This window comes from Mesorhizobium sp. LSHC420B00 (assembly GCF_000503055.1).
GTDB lineage: Bacteria > Pseudomonadota > Alphaproteobacteria > Rhizobiales > Rhizobiaceae > Mesorhizobium.
The window spans coordinates 85,892-110,865 of sequence record NZ_AYVY01000019.1; the positions used below are offsets into that span (position 1 = coordinate 85,892).

Annotated in this window: 24 protein-coding genes, 1 other RNA gene and 2 pseudogenes; 6 read left to right on the forward strand and 21 right to left on the reverse strand. The window is 61.9% G+C overall.

All coding sequences use genetic code 11. The features are described 5' to 3' along the window. Positions 1–13: 13 nt before the first annotated feature. From X760_RS62570 to X760_RS62585, 4 genes are all read right to left on the reverse strand, one after another. Positions 14–1,810 carry an acetolactate synthase 3 large subunit gene (locus X760_RS62570; protein ID WP_023720798.1) on the reverse strand — a complete coding sequence of 599 codons (1,797 nt, stop codon included), beginning with the start codon at positions 1,808–1,810 and terminating at the stop codon, positions 14–16. Between the two features lie 231 nt (positions 1,811–2,041). Continuing rightward, on the reverse strand, positions 2,042–2,566 hold the full coding sequence (locus X760_RS62575; protein ID WP_023720799.1) for a GNAT family N-acetyltransferase: 525 nt from the start codon (positions 2,564–2,566) through the stop codon (positions 2,042–2,044). Between the two features lie 61 nt (positions 2,567–2,627). Beyond that, the gene (locus tag X760_RS62580; protein ID WP_023720800.1) at positions 2,628–2,942 is read right to left on the reverse strand and encodes a hypothetical protein; all 315 of its coding nucleotides are present in this window, start codon (positions 2,940–2,942) and stop codon (positions 2,628–2,630) included. A gap of 4 nt (positions 2,943–2,946) precedes the next feature. Beyond that, the gene (locus X760_RS62585) at positions 2,947–3,513 is read right to left on the reverse strand and encodes an XRE family transcriptional regulator (protein WP_023720801.1); all 567 of its coding nucleotides are present in this window, start codon (positions 3,511–3,513) and stop codon (positions 2,947–2,949) included. 151 nt (positions 3,514–3,664) lie between these two features. Here X760_RS62585 and X760_RS62590 point away from each other — a divergent pair, with 151 nt between their 5' ends. Continuing rightward, positions 3,665–5,494, forward strand: a complete 1,830-nt coding sequence (locus X760_RS62590; RefSeq protein ID WP_023720802.1) for an ATP-binding protein — start codon at positions 3,665–3,667, stop codon at positions 5,492–5,494. Positions 5,495–5,538: 44 nt separating this feature from the next. Here X760_RS62590 and X760_RS62595 read toward each other — a convergent pair whose 3' ends face one another. The 3 genes from X760_RS62595 to miaA form a co-directional block, all read right to left on the reverse strand. Next, positions 5,539–5,925 (reverse strand): ester cyclase, encoded by a 387-nt coding sequence (locus X760_RS62595; RefSeq protein WP_023720803.1) that lies wholly within the window; start codon positions 5,923–5,925, stop codon positions 5,539–5,541. A 145-nt stretch (positions 5,926–6,070) separates the two neighbouring features. Next, positions 6,071–6,865: a GGDEF domain-containing protein gene (locus X760_RS62600; RefSeq protein WP_023720804.1), complete on the reverse strand. Its 795-nt coding sequence runs from the start codon at positions 6,863–6,865 to the stop codon at positions 6,071–6,073. A gap of 104 nt (positions 6,866–6,969) precedes the next feature. Further along, positions 6,970–7,938 (reverse strand): tRNA (adenosine(37)-N6)-dimethylallyltransferase MiaA, encoded by a 969-nt coding sequence (miaA, locus tag X760_RS62605; RefSeq protein ID WP_023720805.1) that lies wholly within the window; start codon positions 7,936–7,938, stop codon positions 6,970–6,972. Between miaA and serB the strand changes: the two genes are divergently transcribed. Together serB and X760_RS62615 are read left to right on the forward strand one after the other, a co-directional pair. After that, entirely contained in the window at positions 7,928–8,815 is an 888-nt protein-coding gene (serB, locus tag X760_RS62610; protein WP_023720883.1) for a phosphoserine phosphatase SerB, read from the forward strand. The two genes, miaA and serB, sit on opposite strands and share 11 nt — an antisense overlap. Then, a complete protein-coding gene (locus tag X760_RS62615) occupies positions 8,812–9,384 on the forward strand; it encodes a GNAT family N-acetyltransferase (protein ID WP_023720806.1) in 573 nt (190 codons plus the stop codon). The genes serB and X760_RS62615 overlap by 4 nt, the downstream gene beginning before the upstream one ends. Before the next feature lie 47 nt (positions 9,385–9,431). Here X760_RS62615 and X760_RS62620 read toward each other — a convergent pair whose 3' ends face one another. The 5 genes from X760_RS62620 to X760_RS62640 all read right to left on the reverse strand — a co-directional run bounded on the left by X760_RS62620 (position 9,432) and on the right by X760_RS62640 (position 14,838). Then, complete coding sequence (locus X760_RS62620) at positions 9,432–10,949, reverse strand: DegQ family serine endoprotease (protein ID WP_023720807.1); 1,518 nt, start codon at positions 10,947–10,949, stop codon at positions 9,432–9,434. Positions 10,950–11,092: 143 nt separating this feature from the next. Continuing rightward, positions 11,093–12,055: a protease modulator HflC gene (locus X760_RS62625; RefSeq protein ID WP_023720808.1), complete on the reverse strand. Its 963-nt coding sequence runs from the start codon at positions 12,053–12,055 to the stop codon at positions 11,093–11,095. Then, positions 12,055–13,149 (reverse strand): FtsH protease activity modulator HflK, encoded by a 1,095-nt coding sequence (gene hflK, locus X760_RS62630; protein ID WP_023720809.1) that lies wholly within the window; start codon positions 13,147–13,149, stop codon positions 12,055–12,057. Before hflK ends, X760_RS62625 begins: the two co-directional genes overlap by 1 nt. Positions 13,150–13,309: 160 nt before the next feature. Then, complete coding sequence (locus tag X760_RS62635; protein ID WP_023720810.1) at positions 13,310–13,828, reverse strand: dihydrofolate reductase; 519 nt, start codon at positions 13,826–13,828, stop codon at positions 13,310–13,312. Then, positions 13,828–14,838, reverse strand: a complete 1,011-nt coding sequence (locus tag X760_RS62640) for a DUF4424 domain-containing protein (protein ID WP_023720811.1) — start codon at positions 14,836–14,838, stop codon at positions 13,828–13,830. The genes X760_RS62635 and X760_RS62640 overlap by 1 nt, the downstream gene beginning before the upstream one ends. Before the next feature lie 141 nt (positions 14,839–14,979). On the opposite strand from X760_RS62640, the gene cobF reads away from it, so the two are divergent. Further along, positions 14,980–15,753, forward strand: coding sequence for a precorrin-6A synthase (deacetylating) (cobF, locus tag X760_RS62645; protein WP_023720812.1), 774 nt, complete (start codon positions 14,980–14,982; stop codon positions 15,751–15,753). 33 nt (positions 15,754–15,786) lie between these two features. Here the strand turns inward: cobF and X760_RS0138785 are convergent. The 7 genes and pseudogenes from X760_RS0138785 to X760_RS62670 form a co-directional block, all read right to left on the reverse strand. Beyond that, positions 15,787–16,032: pseudogene (locus tag X760_RS0138785) on the reverse strand (LysR family transcriptional regulator); the annotation flags it as partial. Between the two features lie 70 nt (positions 16,033–16,102). Beyond that, positions 16,103–16,273 (reverse strand): annotated as a pseudogene (locus tag X760_RS78080) (LysR family transcriptional regulator); the annotation flags it as partial. A gap of 81 nt (positions 16,274–16,354) precedes the next feature. Continuing rightward, positions 16,355–17,467, reverse strand: coding sequence for a molybdenum ABC transporter ATP-binding protein (modC, locus tag X760_RS62650; protein WP_023720813.1), 1,113 nt, complete (start codon positions 17,465–17,467; stop codon positions 16,355–16,357). Continuing rightward, positions 17,464–18,168: a molybdate ABC transporter permease subunit gene (modB, locus tag X760_RS62655; RefSeq protein ID WP_023720814.1), complete on the reverse strand. Its 705-nt coding sequence runs from the start codon at positions 18,166–18,168 to the stop codon at positions 17,464–17,466. Before modB ends, modC begins: the two co-directional genes overlap by 4 nt. A 15-nt stretch (positions 18,169–18,183) precedes the next feature. After that, positions 18,184–18,975, reverse strand: a complete 792-nt coding sequence (gene modA / locus X760_RS62660) for a molybdate ABC transporter substrate-binding protein (RefSeq protein WP_031194508.1) — start codon at positions 18,973–18,975, stop codon at positions 18,184–18,186. 273 nt (positions 18,976–19,248) lie between these two features. Then, entirely contained in the window at positions 19,249–20,043 is a 795-nt protein-coding gene (locus X760_RS62665) for a thymidylate synthase (RefSeq protein WP_023720816.1), read from the reverse strand. 113 nt (positions 20,044–20,156) lie between these two features. Next, complete coding sequence (locus tag X760_RS62670; protein WP_023676702.1) at positions 20,157–20,468, reverse strand: DUF2853 family protein; 312 nt, start codon at positions 20,466–20,468, stop codon at positions 20,157–20,159. A gap of 162 nt (positions 20,469–20,630) precedes the next feature. On the opposite strand from X760_RS62670, the gene ssrA reads away from it, so the two are divergent. After that, positions 20,631–20,986, forward strand: a transfer-messenger RNA (tmRNA) gene (ssrA, locus tag X760_RS75075). Between the two features lie 82 nt (positions 20,987–21,068). Here ssrA and X760_RS62675 read toward each other — a convergent pair. Continuing rightward, complete coding sequence (locus X760_RS62675; protein WP_023720817.1) at positions 21,069–22,865, reverse strand: acetolactate synthase 3 large subunit; 1,797 nt, start codon at positions 22,863–22,865, stop codon at positions 21,069–21,071. A 403-nt stretch (positions 22,866–23,268) separates the two neighbouring features. On the opposite strand from X760_RS62675, the gene X760_RS62680 reads away from it, so the two are divergent. Further along, positions 23,269–24,009, forward strand: a complete 741-nt coding sequence (locus X760_RS62680) for an SDR family oxidoreductase (RefSeq protein ID WP_031194509.1) — start codon at positions 23,269–23,271, stop codon at positions 24,007–24,009. Positions 24,010–24,117: 108 nt separating this feature from the next. Here the strand turns inward: X760_RS62680 and X760_RS62685 are convergent, their stop codons facing one another. Next, complete coding sequence (locus X760_RS62685) at positions 24,118–24,897, reverse strand: LysR family transcriptional regulator (protein WP_245278654.1); 780 nt, start codon at positions 24,895–24,897, stop codon at positions 24,118–24,120. Between the last annotated feature and the right edge of the window lie 77 nt (positions 24,898–24,974).

Consider the following 24,974-nt stretch of genomic DNA (forward strand, 5'->3'; position numbering starts at 1 on the left):
TCCTTGAACCAGGCTACACCAGTTCCCTGCCCTTGGCGTCGATCGCGTTGGCGACAGCTTCGTCGGTCGCCTCATCAGGCAACAGCATCTCGTTATGCGCCTTGCCGGACGGGATCATCGGGAAGCAGTTGGCGAGCGTCGCCACGCGGCAATCGAACAGGACGGGCTTCTTGACCGCGATCATCTCCTTGATGGCGTCATCGAGCTCGTCCGGCTTGTCGCAGCGAATACCGTGGCCGCCATAGGCTTCGGCGAGCTTGACGAAATCCGGCATCGCCTCGGTATAGGAATGCGACAGCCGGTTGCCGTGCAGCAGCTGCTGCCATTGCCGCACCATGCCCATGTACTGGTTGTTGAGGATGAAGATCTTGATCGGCGCCTCGTGCTGTACCGCCGCGCTCATCTCCTGCATCGTCATCTGCACCGAAGCGTCGCCGGCGATATCGATGACCAGCGCATCCGGGTGCGCGATCTGCACGCCGAGCGCGGCCGGCAGGCCGTAGCCCATCGTGCCCAGCCCGCCGGAGGTCATCCAGCGGTTCGGCTTCTCGAAATGATAGTGCTGCGCCGCCCACATCTGGTGCTGGCCGACCTCGGTGGTGATGTAGGTGTCGAGGTCTTTGGTCAGCGCATAAAGCCGCTGGACGGCATATTGCGGCATGATCACCTCATGGTTCATCTTGTAGGCGAGTGAATCGCGCGCGCGCCATTTGGCGATCTGCTCCCACCACGGGTGAAGCGCCTTCTTGTCGGCCTTGGCGGTTGCCCGCCACAGTCGCACAAGATCCTCCAGCACACGGCCGACATCGCCGATGATCGGCACGTCGGTATGGACGTTCTTGTTGATCGAAGACGGGTCGATGTCGATGTGGATCTTCTTCGAATTCGGCGAAAACGCTGTCAGCCGCCCGGTGATGCGGTCGTCGAAGCGCGCGCCGATGCAGAGCATGACGTCGCAATCGTGCATCGCCATGTTCGCTTCGTAGGTGCCGTGCATGCCGAGCATGCCCATCCAGTTCTTGCCCGACGCCGGATAGGCGCCAAGGCCCATCAGCGTCGAGGTGATCGGGAAGCCGGTCAGGTCGACCAGCTCGCGCAGCAGATGGCTCGCCTCCGGGCCGGAATTGATGACGCCGCCGCCCGAATAGATGATCGGCCTCCTGGCGCCGGCCATCAGCTCGACCGCCGCCTTGATCTTCTGCAGGTCGCCCTGGACCTTCGGCTGGTAGCTGGTGCGCGGCGCCGTCTGCGGCGGGACATAGATGCCCTTGGCGAACTGAACGTCCTTAGGGATGTCGACGACGACCGGACCGGGGCGCCCTGTCGTTGCCACATGGAAGGCCTCGTGGATCGTTGCCGCGAGCTGGTTGACGTCCTTCACCAGCCAGTTGTGCTTGGTGCAGGGCCGCGTGATGCCGACCGTGTCGCACTCCTGGAACGCATCCGAGCCGATCAGCGAGGTCGGCACCTGGCCGGTCAGGCAGACCAGCGGGATCGAATCCATCAGCGCATCCTGCAATGGCGTCACCGCGTTTGTCGCGCCCGGCCCGGAGGTCACCAGCATGACGCCGGCCTTGCCGGTCGAGCGCGCATAGCCTTCCGCCGCGTGGCCAGCGCCCTGCTCGTGGCGAACGAGGATGTGCTCGACCTCGTCCTGCTGGAAGATTTCATCGTAGATTGGCAGAACCGCGCCGCCCGGATAGCCGAAAACATGCTTGACGCCATTGTCCTTCAGCGCCTGCACCACCATTTCGGCGCCAGTCATCTCGGTTCTTGGCGTTTCGCGCCGCTCATTCTGTCCACTGCTCATCGGTCTGGTCCCGTACTGTTCGCCATCGGGCGATTGCTGGTCGTTTAGTCGTGTTTCGGGCAATAAAAAAGGCCCCCGAGGGAGCCTGTGTCTTGCGCATGGGAGGTCACCGCCTGGCGGTTACACCGCCTTGCCCACGCGCTTTCCTACGAGAATGAGTGCCGTTTTCATGGTCGCGGACAATAGAATTGGTTTGATGGTGCTGTCAACGGCGAATGTGCGCGGGCAGGATCAGACTGTACCAATGCGCTTCCAGTAGATGAGGGTGCCTGTCAGCCCGCCATGCGGCTTCATCGCATAATCTGGTATTTCGCCGCCCAGCGTGAAGCCGAGCTTTTCATAGAGGCCGGAAGCCCCTTCCTCTTTTGCCGTGTCCAGCACCAACAGCGTGCGGCCTTTCTCCATGGCAACGGCTTCCGCCGCCTCCATCAGGCGGGTTGCGACGCCCTTGCCGCGATAATTGAGGCGGGTCATCAGCTTGGCGATCTCGGCCCGGTGCGGCTGGTTGGGAGGGCAGTCGAGCAGCAAGGTGACGGTGCCGACCAGAGCCTCGCCGTTCCAGGCCCCGAGCACCGCCCTTTCGCCTCTGTTGACCGCCTGAAGCGACTTGTTCCAGAAGGCTGCGGCCATCTCCGGCGCCAAGGGATGCATGAAGCTGACCGAGCCGCCGGCGGCAACCGTGCCGATCAGCAAATCGACCAGCATTTTTTTCGTTCCGGCAGTATTGCTGAGCAGGTTGATTTCTATTGAATCCATGTGGTCTCCTCTGTGTGCAACGGGAACGGCAGTGCATCGAGCGGCAGCATGGCCTGCACCGTTAGCCGAAATGACTGGTCCGCTTCCGCTTCCTGGCTCGGCGGATTTCCCCGATGCGCTCGGCGTCTTCCTCTTGCAGATGTCGCCCGCGTTCCAGCAGTTCGAGCGTGTATTCCTCATAAGTCAGGCCCAGCCGCTCGGCCTTGTCCANGTCCAGCCGCATCAGCATGATCTCGCGGCTCGGCACTTTCCATGCCTGGGCATGGGCGGTCCGCCAGGCAAGAAAGATATAGGGGTCTCCCTTGCCCCAAGGCGGACCGTCGTAGTCGTCGAGCGGCGGACCGCCATTGTCGGAGCGTTTCGGACGGCGCGCCATCGTCTCAGCTCCTGGCCAATGCAACCAGATAGTCGGCGGCGTCCGGTCCCGGAGCGTGGAAGACGCAATCGGATGGCGCGCCGAGCGCCAGGCAGTCGCCGGGCTCGAGCCTGTGAACGACGTCGCCCTCGATGAATTCAAGCTGCCCGGAGATCAGCCAGATTTGTTGTCTGATGAAGGCATAGGAGGCCGCCGGGAAGCTCACCTTGGCGCCCGCCGGCAGTTGGACCCGGATCAGTTCGAGCGGCATGTCCGAAACCGGCGAAAGGTGCCGCCGCACATAACCCGTAGACGGATCGCGCCAGACCGGCTGGTCACGTTCGCGAAGCAGGCCACCGCCTTGCAACTCCGCCCTTGCGATCAAAGTGGAAAGCGTCATGCCGAACGCGGCCGCAATGCGCACAAGAAGCGCCGCCGTCGGGCTCGTCATGCCGCGCTCGATCGTGCTCAGCATGGCTTTCGAGACATCGGACTGCTCCGCCAGTTCCGCGAGAGACCAGCTGCGAGCCACCCTTTCGGCGTGTATCCTTCTGCCGATAATCGATGAGATATCGTTCGCTATATTATCCATTCATCCACTATAGCGAAATCACGCGCTCCGGCAACGGCCGTTTCGTCCAGTTTTCGCAAACCGCTTAACGTCCGCTAAACCATCCGGCCTCACCCCACCTTAACGCCGTTCGCCTAGGCTCATTGTTTGGGAAAAGGGGATCGGCCTGTCCATGCTCGTCGAACGCGAAACCTCCATTGGTGAACCGACTTTGCTGGAGCGCCGCAGGGCGGAGCAGAACGACAAGCGGATTCTGGGCAATGTCGTGCAATGCGATGGCGCGCGAGCCACCATCAGCGCCTATGCCGACGATATCGAAGGCACGGTCACCGGCCTATGGAGCGTCGGCAAGATGATCTCGATCAATCTCGGCACATCACGAACCGTCGGCCTGGTTTACGAAATCGGCAAGTCGGATCGCGCCTGGAGCAGCGAGGGCCAGAATCCGATCGAGGTCAGCATCGAATTGATCGGAGAGGTGCGCGACGGTGCCGAACCCGGCGCCAAGCCGGTGTTCGACCGTGGCATCACGACCTATCCGCATATCGGCGCCATTGCCCATCGTATCCGCAGCCGCGACCTGCAGGCCGTCTACGATCTCGCCGGGCGTCATTCGATTACCATCGGCACGCTGTCGCAGGACGAGGCCATCGACGCCAATATTGCCATCGACGATACGCTGGCGCGCCATTTCGCCATTGTCGGCACGACCGGGGTCGGCAAATCGACCGCCGTCTCGCTGCTCTTGCGCAAGTCGATCGCCGCCCGGCCCGACCTGCGCGTGCTCATCCTGGATCCACACAACGAGTTCGCCGCGTCCTTGCCCGAATATTGCTTCAGGGTCGATTCGACGACGCTCGACCTGCCTTTCTGGATGTTCAAACTCGAGGAATTCGCCGAGGTGCTGTTTCGCGGCCGCGAGACGGTGCCGGAAGAGGTCGACGCCTTGCGCGATCTCATTCCCGCGGCCAAGAACCTCTATCGCAATCCGAACACCGGCAACTACCTGCGGCGCAGCACCGACGCGCTGACCGCCGACGCGCCGGTACCCTATCGCATTGCCGACCTCATCAAGCTGGTCGACGAACGCATGGGATTGCTAGAAAGCAAGAACGATCGTCCAACCCTCAGGTCACTGAAGACACGTGTCGAATCGGCGGCATCCGATCCGCGCTACCGTTTCATGTTCAACTCGCGCCTGATCGAGGACACCATTCACGAGACGATCGGCAACATTTTCCGCGTGCCGCATCACGGCCGCCCGGTGACCTGCTTCGAAATGGCCGGTATGCCGTCCGAGGTGGTCAATTCCGTATGCTCGGTGCTGGCGCGGCTGGCGTTCGACCTGGCGTTGTGGAGCGAAGGCCGCTTGCGGCTGCTCTTCCTGTGCGAGGAAGCGCATCGCTATATGCCGGCCGATCCGCGCCTCGGTTTCGCGCCGACCCGGCACGCGCTGTCGCGCATCGCCAAGGAAGGCCGCAAATATGGCTGTTATCTCGGCGTCGTCACCCAGCGCCCGGGCGAGCTTGATCCGACCATCCTGTCGCAGTGCTCGACGTTCTTCGCCATGCGGCTCGCCAATGAGCAGGACCAGGCGATCATCCGCTCGGCGATCGCCGATTCCTCGGCTTCGACGCTGGCGTTCCTGTCTTCCATGGGGCAGCGCGAGGCCATTGCCTTCGGAGAAGGCGTGGCGACGACGATGCGGATGAAATTCGAAAAACTCTCCGAGGATTTGATCCCCGGCACGGCCAAGCGCGAGGACGCCTTGCCCTCCGAAACCGGCAACGATGTCGACCTCGTTGCGATCGTCGAACGGCTGCGCAACGTGCCTAGACCACAACAGGCAATGGCGTTCGCGGAAGTCATTGATCCGGGCCGGCAGGCCGGCGATTCCGACTATCGCAAACCGCCGGCCGTACGTACCCAGCGGGACGAGGATTTCGACTTGCGCTACGGCCTCAAGCCGGCGACCTTCGGCCTGCGTCCCCAGAACGATTGAGCCGAGCGACGTTTAGGCAGACCTCATCGGTGCGTCGGCAACCATCAAAGCTGAACTTCGATGGCTGCCTTGTCTATAACGGACCATACCTGGCGAATTTTCCCTCTCTGAAACTCATAGAATACGTTCTCGGTAAACCAAATTCTCTTCCCGCTTACATCGAGCCCAAGGAACGTTCCCCTTGGGGTGCAGTTGAAGCTTAGCCGGCTCGCTATATAAGGCGGATCGGCAACCAATAGCCGAATGTCGAAGTAAAGGTCCGGAATTTCATCGAAGTCTCTCTCCAACATTTCGAGGTACCCGGATAATCCGAGCGGCCGACCGTTGTGGATCGCTTCATCATGAACAAACTGCCCCAGATTTGGCCAATCCTGCTTGTTCAGACATGCAATATAGCCTCGGTAAAGATCGGAGAGGTCGGATTTGATCACGGCAACACCTCTATCTCCCACAAGCCTTGCAAGGCGCCGTCTCAGCCTACTTGGCGACGTCGGTCTGCGAGCGCCGGAAGCGCAGAAAACGGCACCAGACGGCCAGCATCCCGAATTTCCAGCATCACGAATTTAATGACGGGATTCAGGCGCAGACGCGGTTGCGGCCTTGCCTCTTTGCCTCATAGAGCTGGCGGTCGGCGCGGCGATAGAACTCCTCGGCGGTTTCCTTGCGGTCCCAGACGGCAAGCCCGACGCTGGTGGTGATTTTCAGTCGGACATTGCCTGTCAGCACCGACATGCTGGCGATCGCCTTGCGGATGCGCTCGGCGAATTTGGATAGCAGCTCGGCGTCCATATTGGGCGTGACCACCGCGAACTCCTCGCCGCCCAGGCGCGCCACCACGTCGTGATAGCGTGTCATGTCCTTGAGACAGTTGGCGACGGCCCGCAACACCTCGTCGCCGACATCGTGGCCGTGGCTGTCGTTGACCTGCTTGAAGTGGTCGAGATCGAGGATCATCAGCCCGACTGGTTTTTCGATGCGGCGAAACTCCTCGAGATATTCTTTCAGCGCATCGTCGAAATAGCGCCGATTCTGCATGCCGGTGAGGCTGTCGGTCAGCGCCGCATGCTCCAGCGTCTCCGAGCGCGCACTGAGTGAAACTGTCATCGCGCGCAGCTTGCCTTCTTCCGTCGCCTGCTTTCGGATCAGCGGATAGATGAAGAAAATGCCGAAGAACAGCGCAGTCGCCAGCAGCACGCCGATCGCAAACAGCAGCTTGTTGAGATAGACGATTTCATCGAGTTCCGAAGGCGTATTGCTAATGTCGGCCGCCAGGGTTTGCAGGAGTCCATAGGCGTAAAGCGTCACCAGGCCGGCGGCCAGGATCACAAAAATAAAGACGAAAAACGCTGATTCCGCCTTGTGGAAATGCATCTGCTCCCCGTTGAAAAGTTCCTATCGATCTTATGGCATGCGGGAGCTTACGGACAGTTAACCTGGACAACTTCAACGCGAAATGTCCCCTCGATGTCGACTTTTCAGGTTGCGCTCGAAGGAGGGGGTGAGATCACCCAGTTGATCCCCTCACCGGGACGCAACCTGTGCCATTCCGGACCCAATTGGTGCCTGAACCAGGTCGCCTGCCGCTTTGCATATTGCCGCGTCGCGATCTTCGCACGCTCGATAGCCTCGGGAAAACTGATGGCGCCGGCCAGCGCGGCCTGAAGCTCGCGAACACCGATTGCCTTCATCGCCGGCAGGTCGGGATCGAGGCCGAGCACTGAAAGCTGCTTCACCTCGTCCAATGCCCCCTTGTCCAGCATGCGGTCGAAGCGGGCATCGATCCGCTCCACCAGCGCCGCCCGCTCCGGCTCGATGACGAAAAAGCGCGCGCTGCTTCTGTCGATCAACGGCTGGCCACGCGCGGCCTGCCAGTCCAGGATGGAACGGCCCGACGCGTCGAGCACCTCCAGCGCCCGCACGATGCGCTGGCCATCCGTCGGCTTCAGCACCATGCCGGCCGCAGAATCCTCGCGCAACAGGATGCGGTGCAATCTCACCGCGCCCTGTTCCTGGAGCTCGTAGCGCCAGCGCTCGCGGATCGACTGCGGAATGTCGGGCATCTCCGAAATACCTTCCGTGAGTGCCCGGAAATAAAGCCCGGTGCCGCCGACGAAAATCACTTGCCGCGCCGAAAGCGTGCCGTCGTCGATCAGCTTCATGACATCACGCAACCAGGCGCCGGTGGAATAGGCGGTGGACGGATCGACGTGTCCATAAAGAAAGTGGGGGACGCGGGCGAGTTCGGCAGGACCAGGCCGCGCCGTCAGCACGTCGAGCACCGAATAGCCTTGCATGGAATCGGTGTTGACGATGACACCGCCATTGCGCTCGGCGAGGTCGAGTGCGAGTGCCGACTTGCCGCTGGCGGTCGGCCCGGCTATCAGGATCGCGTTCTTCACGCGACCTTCGCCCGCCTGTCTGCTGGAATTTTCGATGCCGCTGATCGCCACGCTTCTATCCCATCCCGCCGGCCGCGCATTGACGCCGACGCTAGCGAATATGGCCTCGCGGTTGGTCGGCGCAAGCGCTGTTCGCTGGCTGGCCGAAGGCATCGCCTGCGAGCTCGATTTGCCGGAGACCGCCGAAGCTTCCGAAATAACGGCCCGCCTGCATGCCGCGCTTGCTTCCGAACCCATCGACGTGGCCGTCCAGCCGGCTGAGAACAGGCGCAAGAAGGTCCTGATCGCCGACATGGATTCGACGATGATCGAGCAGGAATGCATCGACGAGCTTGCCGACGAGATCGGCGTCAAGGATCGCGTCGCCGCCATCACGGCGCGATCGATGAACGGTGAGATCGCATTCGAGCCGGCCTTGCGCGAGCGCGTGGCGCTGCTTAAGGGTCTCGATGCCGCAATCATCGACCGCATCATCGACAATCGCCTGACGCTTGCCTCCGGCGGTCGCACGCTCGTCCAGACAATGGCGGCCAACGGCGCCTGGACGGCGCTGATCTCCGGTGGTTTCGACATCTTCACCACCCGCATCGCAGCATTGCTCGGTTTTCACGAAAATCGCGCCAACCGGCTGATCGAGCAGGATCGCCGCTTCACCGGCTTGGTCGCCGAGCCGATCCTCGGCCGCGCCGCCAAGGCCGAAGCCCTTATCGAGATTTCCGCCCGCCTCGGCCTGACGCCTGCCGATGCCATTGCCGTGGGTGATGGCGCCAACGATCTCGACATGATCCGTCTTGCCGGCATCGGCGTCGCCTTGCACGCCAAGCCGGCCGTGGCAGCCGAGGCAAAGATCCGCATCGACCACGGCGACCTCACCGCCTTGCTTTATCTGCAGGGTTATCGCCGGAAAGAATTTATCGAATGACGCCGATCCGCACCGAGCGCCTGATCCTGCGCAACTGGGAAGATCGTGACCGCGAGCTCTTCCATCGCATCAATTCCGACGAGCGCGTCATGGAATTCTTTCCGTTTCGCCGCGACCGCGCCCAGGCTGACGCCAAGATGGAGGAGTTGCGCGCCGCTATCGATCGCAACGGCTTCGGCTTCGCGGCCGCTGAGATCACAGCCACAGGTGAATGCATCGGCTTCGTCGGCATAACCCGAACCGATCATTTGCCCTTCCTGCCGCCCGGCACGATCGAGATCGGCTGGCGGCTGGCACCCGAATTCTGGGGCCGCGGCTATGTCACCGAAGCAGCCGAAGCCTGGCTCACCTATGGCTTTGAAAGACTTGGCCTCCACGAAATCGTGTCCTTCGCCGTCAAGGATAACAGCCGGTCCACTGCCGTCATGGAGCGCCTGAACATGATCGCCGACCCGGCCTCCGACTTCGACCATCCCGGTGTTCCGGACAGCCACACCGCACTCAGGCGACATGTCTTCTACAGGCTGTCACGCACAGACTGGCAAGCAAGAAAAAGGGCGGCCCGCTAGCCGCCCTTTTTCTTTTCAAGATCAGAGTGTTACAGGCTCTTCCGGACTCAATCCATCCGGATTGTCACAAACCTCAGCTCGCCGGTCTTCGACGCCAGCATCAAAAGCGCGTTCTTGCGCCCTTGCTCCTTCAGCGCGCCGATCCGGTCCATGACGTCCTTGGGCGTGGCGACCGATTCCTGCGCGATCTCGGTGATCACCTCGCCCGGCTGGATGCCGCGTTCGGCAGCGGCTGAATCCTTGGTGACGTCGGTCACGACGACGCCGGAGACGTCGGCGGCGATGCCGAATTTCGTGCGCGTCTCGTCGTTGAGCTCGCCGATCGTCATGCCAAGCACGGCAGCCGTCGAAACGGCAGGCGCCTTGTCGGCATCGTCCTGGTCGGTGTTGCCGTTTTCACCGCCGCTGGCAAGCTTTTCGCCGTCCTCGAGTCGGCCGAGCGTCACCTTCACGGTCTGCTCGACCCCCTTGCGCACGATGATCACGTCGACCGCCTTGCCGACCGGGCTTTCCGCCACGACGCGCGGCAGGTCGCGCATTTCATGGATGTCCTTGCCGTCGAACTTGATGATGACGTCGCCGGCCTGGATGGTGCCGTTGTCGACCGGTCCGCCCTTGATGACGCCGGCAACCAGCGCGCCCTTGGCGGTCGCCATGCCCAGGCTTTCGGCAATGTCGTCGGTCACCGGCTGGATGCGCACACCGAGCCAGCCGCGCCGCGTCTCGCCGAACTGGCGAAGCTGGTCGACTACGCCCGAGGCGAGCTGCGACGGAATGGAGAAGCCGATGCCGATCGAGCCTCCCGACGGCGAGATGATTGCCGTGTTGATGCCGATGACCTCGCCGCTGCTGTTGAACAGCGGTCCACCGGAATTGCCGCGGTTGATCGCGGCATCGGTCTGGATGAAGTCGTCATACGGGCCGGAATTGATGTCGCGATTGCGCGCCGAGACGATGCCGACCGTCACCGTGCCGCCGAGACCGAACGGATTGCCGATCGCCATCACCCAGTCGCCGACACGCATCGTGTTGGAATCGCCGAACTTCACCGCTGTCAACTTGTGCCCTTTCGGATCGACCTTCAGCACCGCGACGTCGGTCTTGGTGTCGGTGCCGACCAGCGTCGCCTTGAGCGTCACCCCGTCGGAGAAATTCACCTCGATGTCGTCGGCATCGGCAATGACGTGGTTGTTGGTCACCACGATGCCCTGCTCGGCGTCGACCACAAAGCCGGAGCCCAGCGACTGCACCTTTTGCCCGCCGCCGCCCTTGTCGCCGCCACGGTTCTTGAAGAAATCGTCGAAGAAGTCCTGGAAGGGTGAGCCTTCCGGGAGCTGCGGCATCGGCACGGCGCCCGGACCCTCCGTGCCCTTCACCGTCTGCGAAGTCGAGATGTTGACCACCGCGCCGAGCAGGCCGGCGGCGAGATCGGCAACCGAGGGTGGCCCGTCGGCTGCCACTGTCGGCGTCACGAACGACGGAACGGCAACTGCGCCGACCAGAAGCGCAGCGGCCCCGGCGATGAACGTCCGCCTCGCTGCACGCAGAAGGGTGGTGGATGTCATCGAAAGGCCTCCGGGTGTTCTAAAAAAGCGCTTCGGCAAAAACGCCGCGTCGCGTCATGTTGGCAAGAAATAAGGCACGTTTGCGGCTACGGCTACCGCCAGAGGATAAATCCTCCGTTACGCCGGCTTCCCCTGCACCGGCCCTACTGGCCGGTGCCTGGCTGTGCCGCTGGCGCGGCGGGAGCGGGCGGCGCTGGCGGTGGTGCCGCCGGTGCCGCGAGCGTTTCCTTGCTGTTCGGGTCGCGGAAAAAGCGGAAGAACTCGGAATTCGGCGACAGCACCATCGTCGTTCCGGTGCTGTTCAGCGCCGTGCCATAGGCATTCATCGATCGATAGAAATCGAAGAAGGCCGGATCGCGCTGATAGGCCCCGGCAAACGTCGCGCTGCGCTGGGCTTCACCTTCACCACGCAGGATTTCAGACTCTTTTTGCGCTTCGGCGACGATTTCCACCACTTCGCGGTCGGCGCGGGCCCTGATCCGCTGCGCTGCCTCATTGCCTCGCGCCCTCAGCCGCTCGGCTTCGGCGAGACGTTCGGCCTTCATGCGGTCGAAGGTCTGCTGCGAGACCTCAGCCGTGAGATCGGTGCGGCGGATGCGGACATCCTCGATCTGCAGGCCAAGCGAGGTGGCGTCGGGCCTCAGTTGATCGCGTACCTCGCGCATCATCACGGCGCGCTCTTCCGAGAGTGCCGCCTCGAAGTCGCGCAGGCCGTAGACGCGGCGCAAGGCGGCGTCGAGACGCGTCCTCAGCCGGGCCTCGGCCAGTTCGATCTGGCCGGAGACCGCGGCGCGAAACACGCGCGGATCCGAGATACGATAGGCGATAAAGGCATCGACCTCATAGAACTTGCCGCCCGAAACCTGGACGCGGATGTTGTCGAGGTCGAAGCGCAGGACCCTGTTTTCGATCAGCTGCACGGTGTCGGCATCGAAGAAGGAGAACGGCGCCTTGAAATAGATGCCTGGCTGGTTCTTGACGTCGACGATTTCGCCGAACCTGAGCACCAGCGCCTGCTGGCGCGCATTGACGACGAAGACAGACGAATAGAGCAGGAACAGGATGACCGCGGCGATGACCGCAATGACGGGAAGACGGTTGGCCATCACTGGTTTCCTCCGGCGGCCGGTGCCGGCGCCTTCTGCTGCAATGCGGGCAGCGGCAGGTAGGGAACGACCCCTTGCCCATTGCCTTGCTCGACGATGACCTTGCTCGAATCCTTCAGCACCCTCTCCATTGTTTCCAGGTAAAGCCGCTTGCGCGTCACCTCCGGCGCCTTTGCATATTCGTCATAGACCGAGATGAAGCGCTGCGCCTCGCCTTCGGCCTCCTGCACGACCCGGTTCTTGTAGGCGGCCGCGTCTTCGCGGATCTGCGCGGCAGCGCCGCGCGCCTGGCCGAGCTTCTGGTTGGAATACTGATTGGCCTGCTCGACGAACTTGTCCTCGTCCTGTTCGGCCCGCTGCACCTCGTCGAACGCGTCCGCCACCTCGCGCGGCGGCGCGGCATCCTCGATCGAAATGGCGTTGACGTTGAGGCCGGCCTTGTAGCCGTCCAGCGTCGTCTGGATGATCTCACGCACCGACGCCGCAATTCCTTGCCGGTCGTCGCGGAAAATGTCCTGCGCCGGGCGCCGGCCGACCGCTTCACGCATCGCGCTTTCGGCGACCTGCTGCAGCATGCCGCCGGGGTCGGACACGTCGAACAGATAGGCCTTCGGGTCGGAAACCTGATAGGCCACAGAGAATTGCACGTTGACGATGTTCTGATCGCCGGAAAGCATCAGACCATTGCCGCTGGTGCTGCCGCCACCGATGCTGACAAGCTGCTCGGCGATGTTGGCGGTCTCGACCGTTTCAATGGGCCACCAATGGAAATGCAGGCCAGGCTGCGAGAGTTCCGCCTTCGGCTTGCCGAACCTGAGCTCCACCGCAACTTCGTCGGGCTGCACGGTGTAGACCGCCTTGAACGCCCACAGCACCACCAGCGCCGCAGCAATCAGCCCGAACACCGCCGGGCTCGCGCCACCGCCGCCCGGCAGTGCGCGCCGCAACCTATCCTGCCCACGCCGGATGATATCCTCGAGATCAGGAGGCGAGCCCTGCGGGCCGCTGGGTCCCTTGGGTCCCTGTCCCCAAGGTCCCTGATTGTTGCCGCCGCCCCACGGGCCGCCGCCGCCGCTCTTGTCGTTCCAGGGCATGAATGTCCTTTCGCTTGGAATTCCCTCAAGCGCCGGCTCACCGGCGCAAAATCCAACATTATTCTTCTATAGGGATGCAACGGCACGCTTTCAACGCGATCGGCTGCCGTCACAGTCCGCCTTTGGGTCCATTTAGACCTGTCGCGACGCTTTGTCGTCTTCAATTCACATCGCGGCGCCGCTCGTAAACCGAATAGCGTGTCGCATGGCTGTCCTTCTCACCGGCCTCAACCTCCTGTGAGTAGACTATCCGCCACAGTGCCGGGTCGATCGGCGGGAAATGAGCGTCGCCGTCGACCGCGGCCAGCACATGGGTGACGTGCAGCCGATCGGCCAGCGGCAGCGCCTGAGCATAGATCTCGCCGCCGCCGATGACGCAGATCTCGTCGGCGCCTGCCATGCAGCGCCCGCGCACCGTCGCCAGCGCGATTGCGTCCTCGATCGAGTGCGCGACTTCTACGCCCTCGGCGCGCCATGCCCTGTCCCGCGTCACCACGATGTTGAGCCTGCCCGGCAACGGCCGGCCGATGCCTTCATAGGTCTTGCGGCCCATGATGATAGGCTTGCCCATCGTATCGGCCTTGAACCGCTTGAGATCGGTGGAAAGCCGCCACGGCAACCCACCCTCGCGCCCGATCACGCCGTTCTCGGCGATGGCGACGTAGATCGCGAGGTCCATCAGCCGCCGTTCCCGCCATCGGATGGCTCCAGCAGCAATATGTCAACGTCGCGCTCGGGGTAGAAGTTCTGCGCCTTCATCTCGAACGTCGTCGGTCCGATCTTCCTGACGTTTTCGCCGCAAAACGAGACCAGGTTCTTCGGATCGCCCTTGTCGACGGTCAGCTTGAACGTGCCGATGTTTCCCGACGCCCAGTTGCCGCCCGTGGTCAGGATATAGGCGATGCGGTTCTCGAAATATTTGGGGTAGCCGTCGGGATCGTCCTTGGCTGCCTTGCGCACGGCGTTCTCGAACGTGTCATCCATGCAGTAGCGGGTCTTGTAGGGGGCATACTGGCCCTGGAACTGGCCGTCATAGAAGAAACTGACCGAGGAGGTGCCGCCGACGCTCGGCTTGTAGCGATGCGAGACATGCACCGCCTTGTTGGCCGGAAAGGTCGAGCGCCACCAATAGGTCGAGCGCAATTGCCAGAACGGCGTATAGACGGTCTTCATGCCCGAACCGTCATCGGCAGTGTCTTCGATGATGATGCCGCGGTTGACCCAGTCGTCGGTGACCGCTTGCGGCAGCTTTGCCAGCGCTGCCTTGGCCGCATCGCCGAATGGATAGAAAGGCACGCCCTGCGCCTCCAGGTCGGCGCCGATGTCGATGGCGAGCGCGAACACCTTCTGCTCGAGCTGCGGCTTTGCCGGCACCTCGTCGATCGTCACTTCGAAGCCGAGGAAATTGTCGCTCTGCGCCTCGGGAATCGCCGGTATTTCTTCGGGGTCGCCTTCGATGTCGGGCATCGGAAAGGCGACGATCGCATCGACATCCTTGTCGGTGTTGTTGCGGAAGACGTAATCGACCGTCACCTTTTCCGGCGAGATGTAGAGATCCTCGCTTTCCATCGCCACCGCATCGCTGCGCGACAGGATCAGCCCACCGGTGCCGAGTTCGGCGACCGAATCATTGGCGAGTGCGGGCGTAGCCGAGAGCGCCAAGGCTGCGGTCAGGACGTAACGGAACATGGAAACTCCCCCGGCGAAAATGCCAACATGACTCTAGCCGTTCAATGTGGCGTTTCAAAGCCTTTCGGCAAACGCGCCGGCGCGTGCCGGCTTGTCGTGTCGGTCTAGACACGCCGGTCTCGATCGGGCAGGAGTTCGCTCATGCGCAAGCTTCTTGTCATCGGCATCGGCGCCGGCAATCCGGAGCACATGACGGTCCAGGCCATCAACGGCCTCAATCGGGCCGACGTGCTGTTCATCCCCGACAAGGGCGCGAAGAAGAACGATCTCGCCGAATTGCGCCGCCAGATCTGCGACCGCTTCGTCATCAATCCGAACTCGCGCCGCGTTGAATTCGATGTGCCGGTGCGCGCCGAGCCGGCGCCTTCCTACCGCTCGACCGTCGACGACTGGCACGAGGCGATCGCCGCGATCTATGAAGGCCTGATTCGCGGCGAACTCCCCGAAGATGGCTGCGGCGCCTTCCTGATCTGGGGCGATCCTTCGCTCTATGACAGCGCGCTGCGTATCCTGGAGCGCGTGCGCCTCAGAGGCAATGTCGCGTTCGAACTGGAGGTCATCCCTGGCATCACCGCCATCCAGGCACTCGCAGCCAGTCACAAAATGGCATTGAACCGCATCGGCGACGCCATTTTGATCACCACCGGCCGCCGGCTCGCCGAGGAAGGTCTGCCCGAAAACGCCGGCAGCACCATCGTCATGCTGGACGGCAAATGCGCCTTCAACACGCTGGCCGACAAGGACGTTAGCGTCCACTGGGGCGCCTATCTCGGCACACCCGACGAGATCATCATCTCGGGCCGGATTGGCGACGTCAGCGACGAGATCGTCAGCACTCGTGAGGAGGCCCGCCGGAAAAAGGGCTGGATCATGGACACCTATCTGCTGCGCAAGCCGGGCGAGCCTGAGGAGTGACAGGGATTGAGCGCGGCATGAATTCCGCCGAGTTCACGCAGCATCGATCTCGGCCTGCAGCGCCTCCATATGCGCCGCCGCTGCTGAAGACGCAGCCCGCTCGATGGCGCGGAAGCGGCTGACCACCGCAAGCCCGACCGACGTCAATTGGGCGCCACCGCCTTTCTTGCCGCCCGTCTGTGCCGCAACCAGCGGCTTGCCGAACACGCGGTTCATGTCCTCGACCAGATCCCAAGCGTGCTTGTAGGACATCTCCATGCCGCGCGCCGCGGCCGAAATNTTTTTCAAGCAGAAGACGGCATACGACATGCCTAAGTGACTGGAGTTCAGACGTGTGCTCTTCCGATCTCACGCGGTTCATGTCCTCGACCAGATCCCAAGCGTGCTTGTAGGACATCTCCATGCCGCGCGCCGCGGCCGAAATCGAGCCGAAGGCAGCGATCTGTTCCAGAAGCTCGATCTTGCCCGGCCCGATGCGGCCATCTGGATCGAGATTTATCCGCAAGCTCAGCGACGGCATTTGCTCCTCCGCGGTCACGCCATTCTACAAGTTCTCCAGCGATACCGCTATTCCAACACGATATAGCGAATCATCGGCCGTTCACCCATCCGCCTCGGCGGGGAGGCCGGCGCCGGTATTTGCCCGGTCGAAGCTCACCGTCTTGACCACCGCGAAGACCTTTCGACCAAGCTGGAGCCCTAGCGTCTGCCGCGACTGTTCAGTGATGCGGGCAAGCACGGTTGCGCCATTGCAGTCGATGCCGATCTCGACCGTAGGCCCTTCGCCCGGCTTTATCGCCATGATCGCGCCCGGGAATATGTTGAGCGCGCTGAGGCCAACCGGCTGCTCGGTGGCGATCATCACGTCGCGGGCGCGGATGCGGACGCGCACCGGCGCACCGACCGGCGTTGCCAGAAGCGGCACACGGATCTCGCCCGCCGCCGAGCCAAGCACGGTCATGCCAAACGCCTCGTCGTGGCGCAGAACCGCGGTATCCAGCACGGCACCGCCCTCGCCGCGCTCTTCGGCCGGCAATAGATCCAGACGCTGCATGATCACTCCGGTTGGACCGGAAGCAGCGACCTTGCCCTGCATCAGTACCACGACGTCGCTCGCCAACCGCGCCACTTCGGCGATCGAGTGGCTGACATAGACGATCGGGATTTTCGTCTCGTCGCGCAGCCGCTCGATATAAGGCAAGATCTCGGCCTTGCGCGCCTCGTCGAGCGACGCCAGCGGCTCGTCCATCAGCAGCAATTTCGGACTGGCAAGCAGCGCCCTGCCGATTGCCACGCGCTGCTTCTCGCCACCGGAGAGTTTTGCCGGCCGCCGGTCGAGCAAATGGCCGATCCCGAGCAGTTCGACCACGCCATTGATATCCGCGTAGCGCTCAGCAGCCGGCGTGAACCAGCGGCCATAGCGCAGATTGCTCGCCACGCTCATATGCGGAAACAGCCGCGCGTCCTGGAACACCATGCCGATCCGCCGCTTGTGCTTCGGCATGAACAAGCCGGCATCGCTATCGACCAGCACACGGCCGTCGGCCGCGATACGGCCTTTGTCGGGGCGGATCAGCCCGGCAATCAGGTTGATCAGCGTCGTCTTTCCGGAGCCGGAAGGCCCGAACAGCGCAGTCAGCCGCCCGGCGCTTTCGAAGCGGGCATTGACGGCGAAATCGCCAAGCCGGTGGCTGATGTCGACCTGAACCGTCATTCGATGTCCATCCGCCGGCCGACGCGTCGCGCCAGCACTTCCGAGGCGACCAGTGCCGCCATCGAGATGACGATCGAGATCAGCGTCAGCCTGAGCGCGCCGGCGTCGCCGCCGGGAACCTGCGTGAAAGTGTAGATCGCCGACGGCAGCGTCTGCGTCTCGTTCGGAATGTTGGAGACGAAGGTGATCGTCGCGCCGAATTCGCCCATCGCCTTGGCGAAGGAGAGGATCGCACCGGCGATCAGGCCGGGCAGGATCAGCGGCAGCGTGATCGTGCCGAACACCCATAATGGATTGGCGCCGAGCGTGCCGGCGGCCGCCTCGATTTTGCGGTCGACCGCTTCGATCGACAGCCGGATCGCCCGCACCATCAGCGGAAAACCCATCACGCCGCAGGCGAGCGCGGCGCCGGTCCAGCGAAAGGAAAAAACGATGCCGATATGTTCGGCCAGGAAAGCTCCGGCCGGACCGCGCTTGCCGAAAGTCAAAAGCAGCAAATAGCCGGTCACCACCGGCGGGAGGATCAGCGGCAGATGCACCAGCCCGTTGAGCAGCGTCTTGCCCCAGAACTGGCCGCGGGCGAGCACAAGAGCGATCGCTACGCCCGGCGGCAGGCTGGCAATCATCGCCACGGTCGCCACCTTGATGGACAGTCGGACCGCATTCCATTCGTCGGGAGCGAGATCCAGCAGCCAGCTCATGCTCAGGGCCGTTCGTCAGTTGCTCGGCGCAAGCACGGTAAAACCTTGCGCCTTGAAGAGTTCGCCAGCCTTGGCGGATTGCAGGCATTTCAGGAATGCCGGGGTATCCTTGCCCTTCGAATCCGCAAGCTGGGCAACCGGATAGATGATCGGCGGATGTGTATTGTCGGGGAAAGTGCCGACCACCTTCACGCCAGGCTCGGCATGCGCGTCGGTGGCATAGACGATGCCGAGTGCTGCCTCGCCGGTCGACACCAGCTTTAGGGCGGCGCGCACATTCTCGGCCTGCGCCACGTTGCCTTCGACGGAAGACCAGACACCGAGCGATTCGAGCGCCGCCTTGCCGTATTTGCCTGCCGGCACCGCCTTGAAATCGCCCATGGCAAGTTTGCCGTCACCCACGAGCCCGGCAAGATCGAAACCCTTTTCAATCCTGGTTTCAACCTTGGAATCCTGCGGCGCGATCAGCACGATCTGGTTGCCGAGCAATTTCACTTCGGTGTCGGGCTTGGTCAGCTCCTTGTCGGAAAGATATTTCATCCAGTCGAGATCGGCCGAGATGAACACGTCCGCCGGCGCGCCGCTTTCAATCTGCTTGGCCAGCGCCGAGCTCGCCGCGTAGGAAATGGTTGCCGCCTCGCCGACACTGGCCTCGCAGGCCTTGTTGACGGCATCGAGCCCGTCCTTCAGGCTCGCCGCGGCAAACACGACCACCTTGTCATCGGCATGGGCCGCCGGCACCGCGGCCATCAGCATGGCAGCGAGACCCGCGATGGCAATCGTCGTCGAACCTTTGCGCGCCAGCATGAACTCTCCTCGTCTCGGATCGCCCGAAGCCGTCCATCGATATATCCATGTGAACATAACAAGGAAAGGCTCTTTACCAGGCGACGGCATTCTGAGCTGCGGTTTTCTCCGCCTGCGATAACCTCCTTAGATACAGCGGTATCGAGGTCGAAGAAAATATCGCATGGAATCTGTTGCGCGCACCACAGACGTCGGTCGATCAAGATGGATGCTGACAACGTCCGAGGGCGTAGCCGCAGTAGGCAATTTCGATATGCACAGTCAGGTAGGGTGCTAAACCGCGATCGGCGCCTTGATCGTCGCGTCGGCGAAATAGTTGTCGAGCCGGAAATCCTCGAAGCCGAAGGCAAAGAGATCCTTCACCTCGGGATTGATCCATAGCGTCGGCAACGCCTTGGGCGTACGCCGCAATTGTTCGCGCGCCTGCTCGAAATGGTTCGAGTAAAGATGCGCGTCGCCGAGCGTGTGGATGAAATCGCCGGGTTTCAATCCGGTCACCTGCGCCACCATCAGCGTCAGCAACGCATAGGAAGCGATGTTGAAGGGCACACCGAGAAAGATGTCGGCGGAGCGCTGATAGAGCTGGCAGGAAAGCTTGCCTTCCGAAACATAGAACTGGAATAGGCAGTGGCAGGGCGGCAACGCCATGGCCTCTACCTCGGCAGGGTTCCACGCCGAAACGATCAGCCGCCGCGAGTTAGGATTTTTGCGTATCTCCTTCAGAAGATTCGCAATCTGGTCGATGGCGCCGCCATGACCGTCCGGCCACGAACGCCATTGCTTGCCATAGACCGGGCCGAGATCGCCATTCTCGTCGGCCCACTCATCCCAGATCGAGACGCCGTGATCGTTGAGATATTTGATGTTGGTGTCGCCGGCCAGGAACCACAAAAGCTCATGGATGATCGACTTGAGGTGCAGCTTCTTGGTGGTGGTGACCGGAAAGCCGCGGGCCAGGTCGAAGCGCATCTGGTAGCCGAATATCGAGCGTGTTCCGGTGCCGGTACGGTCGCCGCGATCTGCGCCGTTTTCCAGCACATGCTTCAGAAGGTCGAGATAGTGGCGCATCGGCTCCGGTCCGATTCGGGTTGTCAGCCATCATAGCCGAATGACCGTCGGCCGAACACAGCAAAGCGAGACAATTCCAGCAGAAGCCTCGCCAGCATCAGCGGCGAGTTTGTTCAGAGCGAGCCGAGCATGCCCAGATCCTTGGCGACAAGATAATAGAACGTCACCCGGCTCTTGCTGTTGTCGGCCGCCATCGCCTTGCAGGTCTTTTCGATAGCCGCATCCGCCTTGGCGCCGTCGGTGACACCGAGCTTGCCAGCGACCCAGCTGTTCCTGACGCGCTTCAGTTCCTCCGGGTCGGTGCAGGACACCAGCGAGGAATCGCGGTTCCTGAGCGCGATGCCCAGATGCTTGACGATCTTGGCGACCGCGTCGGCATCCGCCGCCGCATCATATTTTTTTACGTCTGCGAGATAATCGGCCATCGAATTTCCCCTCGTCGGCGCCACGGGATCCGGTCGATGAGGATTGTGGCGCGCTGCCGCAACTGTGCGCTGGGTCTCCTAACCGCCACAAAGCTTCGGTTGAGACCGGCTGCAAGTCAACCCCTTGATGATCCACTTTGACACGGACGAAAGTGGCATTCCGGCCTTTCATTTTCCACCGCCAGTCCCTATATTCGCCTCGTCGGCTGGACCGACTATGGTGATAAACAGGCGATGAAATAAGCCGTTCGGACCCGGGGGCGGTACCCGGCGCCTCCACCAAAAACCGCTGCTCAAGAGCGGCTTTTGCTGGGGGCGAAATAGGATCGACGAAGGTGTAAAGATCGTACTTTTGCCCGGCATTGTACCACCGTTATCGGGCTAAACTTATAGTTGCCAACGACAACTATGCGGAAGCACGTCTCGCCGCGTAAGCGGTGCGATAGCTTCAATTCAAGCCCTAGTGGTTCGCACTTCTAGGCGGGGTTCGGAGGTACCTGGCAACAGAAACCTCCATTTCTTCTTTTTTGATATGTGCAGCTGCAGGCCTCGCCGGCTGGGCTTTTTATGCGCCCTGATACGCTCAAGACGCCGCGGCGTTTATACCAGCCCCTGGCTGACCGCGTCGATCGCACCGGCGAATGTTTCACCAGTAGCCTCATCGGGCAACAGCATCTCATTGTGCCCTCTGCCCGTCCGGATCATCGGAAAACAATTGGCGAGCTTGGCAACACGACAGTCGAGGAGCACCGGCCGGTCCACGTCGATCATTTCCTGTATCGCATCGTCAAGGTCGGCTGGTTTGTCACAGCGCAGGCCGACCGCTCCGAACGCCTCGGCCAATTTGACAAAATCGGGCAAGGCCTCGGAATAGGAATGCGCGAGGCGGTTGCCATGAAGGATTTGCTGCCACTGGCGAACCATGCCCATATATCCGTTGTTCAGGATGAATATCTTGATCGGCGCGTCGTACTGGACTGCCGTCGACAGCTCTTTCATGGTCATCTGAACCGACGCGTCGCCGGCGATATCGATGACGAGGCTGTCCGGATGAGCGATCTGCACGCCGAGCGCCGCCGGCAGGCCGTAACCCATCGTCCCCAGGCCGCCCGAACTCATCCAGCGGTTCGGCTTTTCGAAGCCGTAGAATTGGGCCGCCCACATCTGATGCTGGCCGACTTCAGTGGTGATGTATGTGTCGCGATCCTTCGTCAGCTCGTAAAGGCGCTGCACCGCATATTGCGGCATGATCACGTCGTTGTTCATCTCATAGGAGAACGAATTGCATGCGCGCCAGGCGGCGATCTTTCTCCACCAGTCCTGAAGGCGGCTTCCATCCGGTTTCTGAGATAATGCGCGCCATAGACGAACCATGTCCCCCAGAACATTGCCGACATCGCCTTGTATGCCGATATCGGCGTGGACGTTCTTGTTGATCGAGGACGGATCTATATCGATATGTATCTTCCTGGAGTTGGGCGAAAAAGCATCCACACGCGAGGTCACGCGGTCATCGAAGCGCGCGCCGATACAGATCATGACGTCGCAATCGTGCATCGCCATGTTCGCCTCATAGGAACCATGCAGACCGACCATCTTGAGCCAGTTCTTGCCGGAGGCGGGGTAAGCTCCAAGGCCCATAAGCGTCGAGGTGACCGGAAAGTCGGTCAGTTGAACCAGCTCCCGGAGCAATGTCGATGCTTCCGGGCCGGAATTGACGATGCCGCCGCCGGCATAAATAACGGGACGGCTGGCATTGGCCATCAGCGCTATCGCCTGGCCGATCTTGTTGATGTCGCCCTGCAGCTTCGGTTGATAATTTTTCAGCGCAGCAACGTCCGAAGGCGGCGTGTACATGCCGGACGCAAACAGAACGTCCTTTGGCATGTCGACGAGAACCGGCCCCGGTCGCCCTGACTGGGCGATGTGGAACGCCCTATGGATCGCTGACGCCAGGTCATTGACGTCTTTGACCAAAGAGTTGTGCTTGGTGCAGGATCGCGTGATGCCAATCGTGTCACATTCCTGAAAGGCATCGGAGCCGATCAATGTTGTCGGCACTTGTCCGGACAGACAGACAATCGGCACTGAATCCATCAGCGCGTCCTGCAGGGGCGTCACGGCATTCGTCGTGCCTGGGCCTGACGTGACCAGCATCACGCCGACCTTGCCCGTGGACCGGGCGTAACCCTCGGCGGCATGGCCGGCGCCCTGTTCATGGCGCACGAGGATATGCTTGATGTCGTCCTGCTGGAATATCTCGTCATAGATCGGCAAAATAGCCGCGCCGGGATAGCCGAAAATATGCTCCACACCATTGTCTTTGAGTGCGCGGAGAACGATCTCCGCTCCTGTCATGCGGTTGCTCGTATCCTGAATGGAATTATCGCTTGTCATGGTTCTGTCCCGTAGCGTGATGAGGATGGGTTGACGGGGCATCGCCGAAATCGGGCGTAAGAAGAATTTCGGGCATAAAAAAGGCCCCGTCGGGAGCCTGTTTGTCGCGCACGAGTGGCTGTCGCCGGATGGTTACACCATCCTGCCCGTGCGCTTTCCTACCACTGCAAGAACCATTGCGATCTTCATGATGATCGCTGCTACACAGAAAATCGCGCATCGTCAACGTCTCAGGCTGAGGCGTCTCAGGCTGAGGCGAAAACCCAAGGGCTTTCCATCATCGGAACCTCCGATGGCAGCATTCGTATCTTCCCGTTTCCCTTCTCCCCTGCCTTTGTCGAACAAGGCTTCAGTTTCTCGCCGCGTGTCGGTCACGCCCCGCGAGCTACCTGATGGAGATAAGATGAACCAGGAAACCACGCCAAAACCCGAACGCATCCTGATCGTTGGCGGCAGTTCCGGCATGGGGCTGTCGCTTGCCGAACAGCAGCTTGCTGCCGGCGCCGAGGTTACGATCGTCGGCCGCTCCGAGGACCGGTTGTCGGCCGCACGGCAGCACTTGCCTCACCCGGAAAGGCTGAGGACGATCGCAGCCGACGTCACAAGCGAGGACGAGGTCCAGCGCCTGTTCGAGGACGTCGGTACGCTCGACCACATCGTCTCGACCGCCGCCGACATCATCGGCGTCTATGTGTTGCTTCCCGAGATGGACGTCTCGATAGCGCGGAAAGTGATGGATTCCAAAATCGTCGGGCCGCTTCTTCTCGCCAAACACGGCGCGCCTCGTCTGACGCCCAGGGGGTCGATCACGCTGACCTCGGGCATCGCCGCCTATCGTCCGGCGGCGAAAGGCTCGGTGGTGGCAGCCGTTAATGGGGCCCTTGGCTCACTCGCCTACGCGCTTGCCGTCGAACTGGCGCCGATCCGCGTCAATGTCGTCTCGCCGGGCTGGGTCGACACGCCGATTTGGGATGCCGTCGTCGGCAGCGGAAAGACGGCTGCGCTGGACGCCATGGCAAAGCGTCTGCTCGTCGGCCGGATCGGCCGGGCAGCCGACGTTGCCCAAGCTATCACGTCCCTGATGCATAACGGCTTCATCACCGGAACCGTGCTTCATGTCGATGGTGGCCAGCGATTGGTCTAGTGATGGCCAGACCTCGCGAACCATTGCGAGGAACAGTTGCAAGACCGGCGCTTGAATGCGCCGGTGGCGCCATACCATGGTGACCGGCGTCACCGGGCTGCTTCCGACTCAAGGCAGCACGACGATATTGGCGTCAGCCGCAGAACCCACGAGACGCGGGACCAGCGCGCATCCAAGACCGGCTGCAACAAGGCCCCGTATCGCGCCCATGCTGGCGAACTCGCCGACCAGTTTTGGATGGTCAGGCAACGTTGCGGCAAACGTTTCGTCGAACATCCGCCTGTAGACGCAACCGGGCTGGGTGACGAGGAAGGCCTCGTCAGCCAGATCGTCGGGCGTTATGGCAGAATATCCGGCCAACCGGTGATTTGCCGGCATTATGATGACGAGCTCTTCTTCTGCCACCTGCTCGCTTCGCAGCTCCGGCGCCGCCACCGGGGCGGCCCCGAAATGCAAAGACACGTCCAGCGCCCCGCTGGCCACGCCGGCACGCAACCGGCCGCTATCGTCCGCCTGGAGGTTCAGTTCCACGTCTGGATAGCGCCGGTGGAATTCGCTCAGCAAGGCTGGCAAGCGCGTAACGCAAAGCGTCTCCAGGCCGCCGACAGTCAGGCGACCGGCAACCGTGCCGCTCGCGTCGGCGACAGCGGAACGGGCTTCGTCCGCGAGGTCGAGGAGATCGTTTGCGTAGTCCAGCAGGCGCTGTCCCGCCGCCGTCAGCTTCAAGGCACGCCGTGACCTGTCGAACAGCGACGTGCCCAGATCGGCTTCCAGCGCCTGGATCTGTTCCGTCACGCTCGATTGGGCAAGATGAACCCGCTCGGAGGCGCGTGTGATGTTCAAGGTGGTGGCGACCGCCACGAATGTCTTGAGATGTCGAAGCTGCATGTCCTGAACCCGTCATATAGGCATAGGCTGCTTTGAACCGGGATCGCAAACGTGAAAGGCCGGGAACATCGCCCGGC

Bases quoted from the DNA above. Each gene is read 5' to 3' on its own strand.
- X760_RS62570 (WP_023720798.1), bottom strand. From the start codon at position 1,810: ATGAGCAGTGGACAGAATGAGCGGCGCGAAACGCCAAGAACCGAGATG.
- X760_RS62575 (WP_023720799.1), bottom strand. From the start codon at position 2,566: ATGGATTCAATAGAAATCAACCTGCTCAGCAATACTGCCGGAACGAAA.
- X760_RS62585 (WP_023720801.1), bottom strand. From the start codon at position 3,513: ATGGATAATATAGCGAACGATATCTCATCGATTATCGGCAGAAGGATA.
- X760_RS62590 (WP_023720802.1), top strand. From the start codon at position 3,665: ATGCTCGTCGAACGCGAAACCTCCATTGGTGAACCGACTTTGCTGGAG.
- X760_RS62600 (WP_023720804.1), bottom strand. From the start codon at position 6,865: ATGCATTTCCACAAGGCGGAATCAGCGTTTTTCGTCTTTATTTTTGTG.
- serB (WP_023720883.1), top strand. From the start codon at position 7,928: ATGCCGCTGATCGCCACGCTTCTATCCCATCCCGCCGGCCGCGCATTG.
- X760_RS62615 (WP_023720806.1), top strand. From the start codon at position 8,812: ATGACGCCGATCCGCACCGAGCGCCTGATCCTGCGCAACTGGGAAGAT.
- X760_RS62620 (WP_023720807.1), bottom strand. From the start codon at position 10,949: ATGACATCCACCACCCTTCTGCGTGCAGCGAGGCGGACGTTCATCGCC.
- X760_RS62625 (WP_023720808.1), bottom strand. From the start codon at position 12,055: ATGGCCAACCGTCTTCCCGTCATTGCGGTCATCGCCGCGGTCATCCTG.
- hflK (WP_023720809.1), bottom strand. From the start codon at position 13,149: ATGCCCTGGAACGACAAGAGCGGCGGCGGCGGCCCGTGGGGCGGCGGC.
- X760_RS62635 (WP_023720810.1), bottom strand. From the start codon at position 13,828: ATGGACCTCGCGATCTACGTCGCCATCGCCGAGAACGGCGTGATCGGG.
- X760_RS62640 (WP_023720811.1), bottom strand. From the start codon at position 14,838: ATGTTCCGTTACGTCCTGACCGCAGCCTTGGCGCTCTCGGCTACGCCC.
- cobF (WP_023720812.1), top strand. From the start codon at position 14,980: ATGCGCAAGCTTCTTGTCATCGGCATCGGCGCCGGCAATCCGGAGCAC.
- modC (WP_023720813.1), bottom strand. From the start codon at position 17,467: ATGACGGTTCAGGTCGACATCAGCCACCGGCTTGGCGATTTCGCCGTC.
- modB (WP_023720814.1), bottom strand. From the start codon at position 18,168: ATGAGCTGGCTGCTGGATCTCGCTCCCGACGAATGGAATGCGGTCCGA.
- modA (WP_031194508.1), bottom strand. From the start codon at position 18,975: ATGCTGGCGCGCAAAGGTTCGACGACGATTGCCATCGCGGGTCTCGCT.
- X760_RS62665 (WP_023720816.1), bottom strand. From the start codon at position 20,043: ATGCGCCACTATCTCGACCTTCTGAAGCATGTGCTGGAAAACGGCGCA.
- X760_RS62670 (WP_023676702.1), bottom strand. From the start codon at position 20,468: ATGGCCGATTATCTCGCAGACGTAAAAAAATATGATGCGGCGGCGGAT.
- X760_RS62675 (WP_023720817.1), bottom strand. From the start codon at position 22,865: ATGACAAGCGATAATTCCATTCAGGATACGAGCAACCGCATGACAGGA.
- X760_RS62680 (WP_031194509.1), top strand. From the start codon at position 23,269: ATGAACCAGGAAACCACGCCAAAACCCGAACGCATCCTGATCGTTGGC.
- X760_RS62685 (WP_245278654.1), bottom strand. From the start codon at position 24,897: ATGCAGCTTCGACATCTCAAGACATTCGTGGCGGTCGCCACCACCTTG.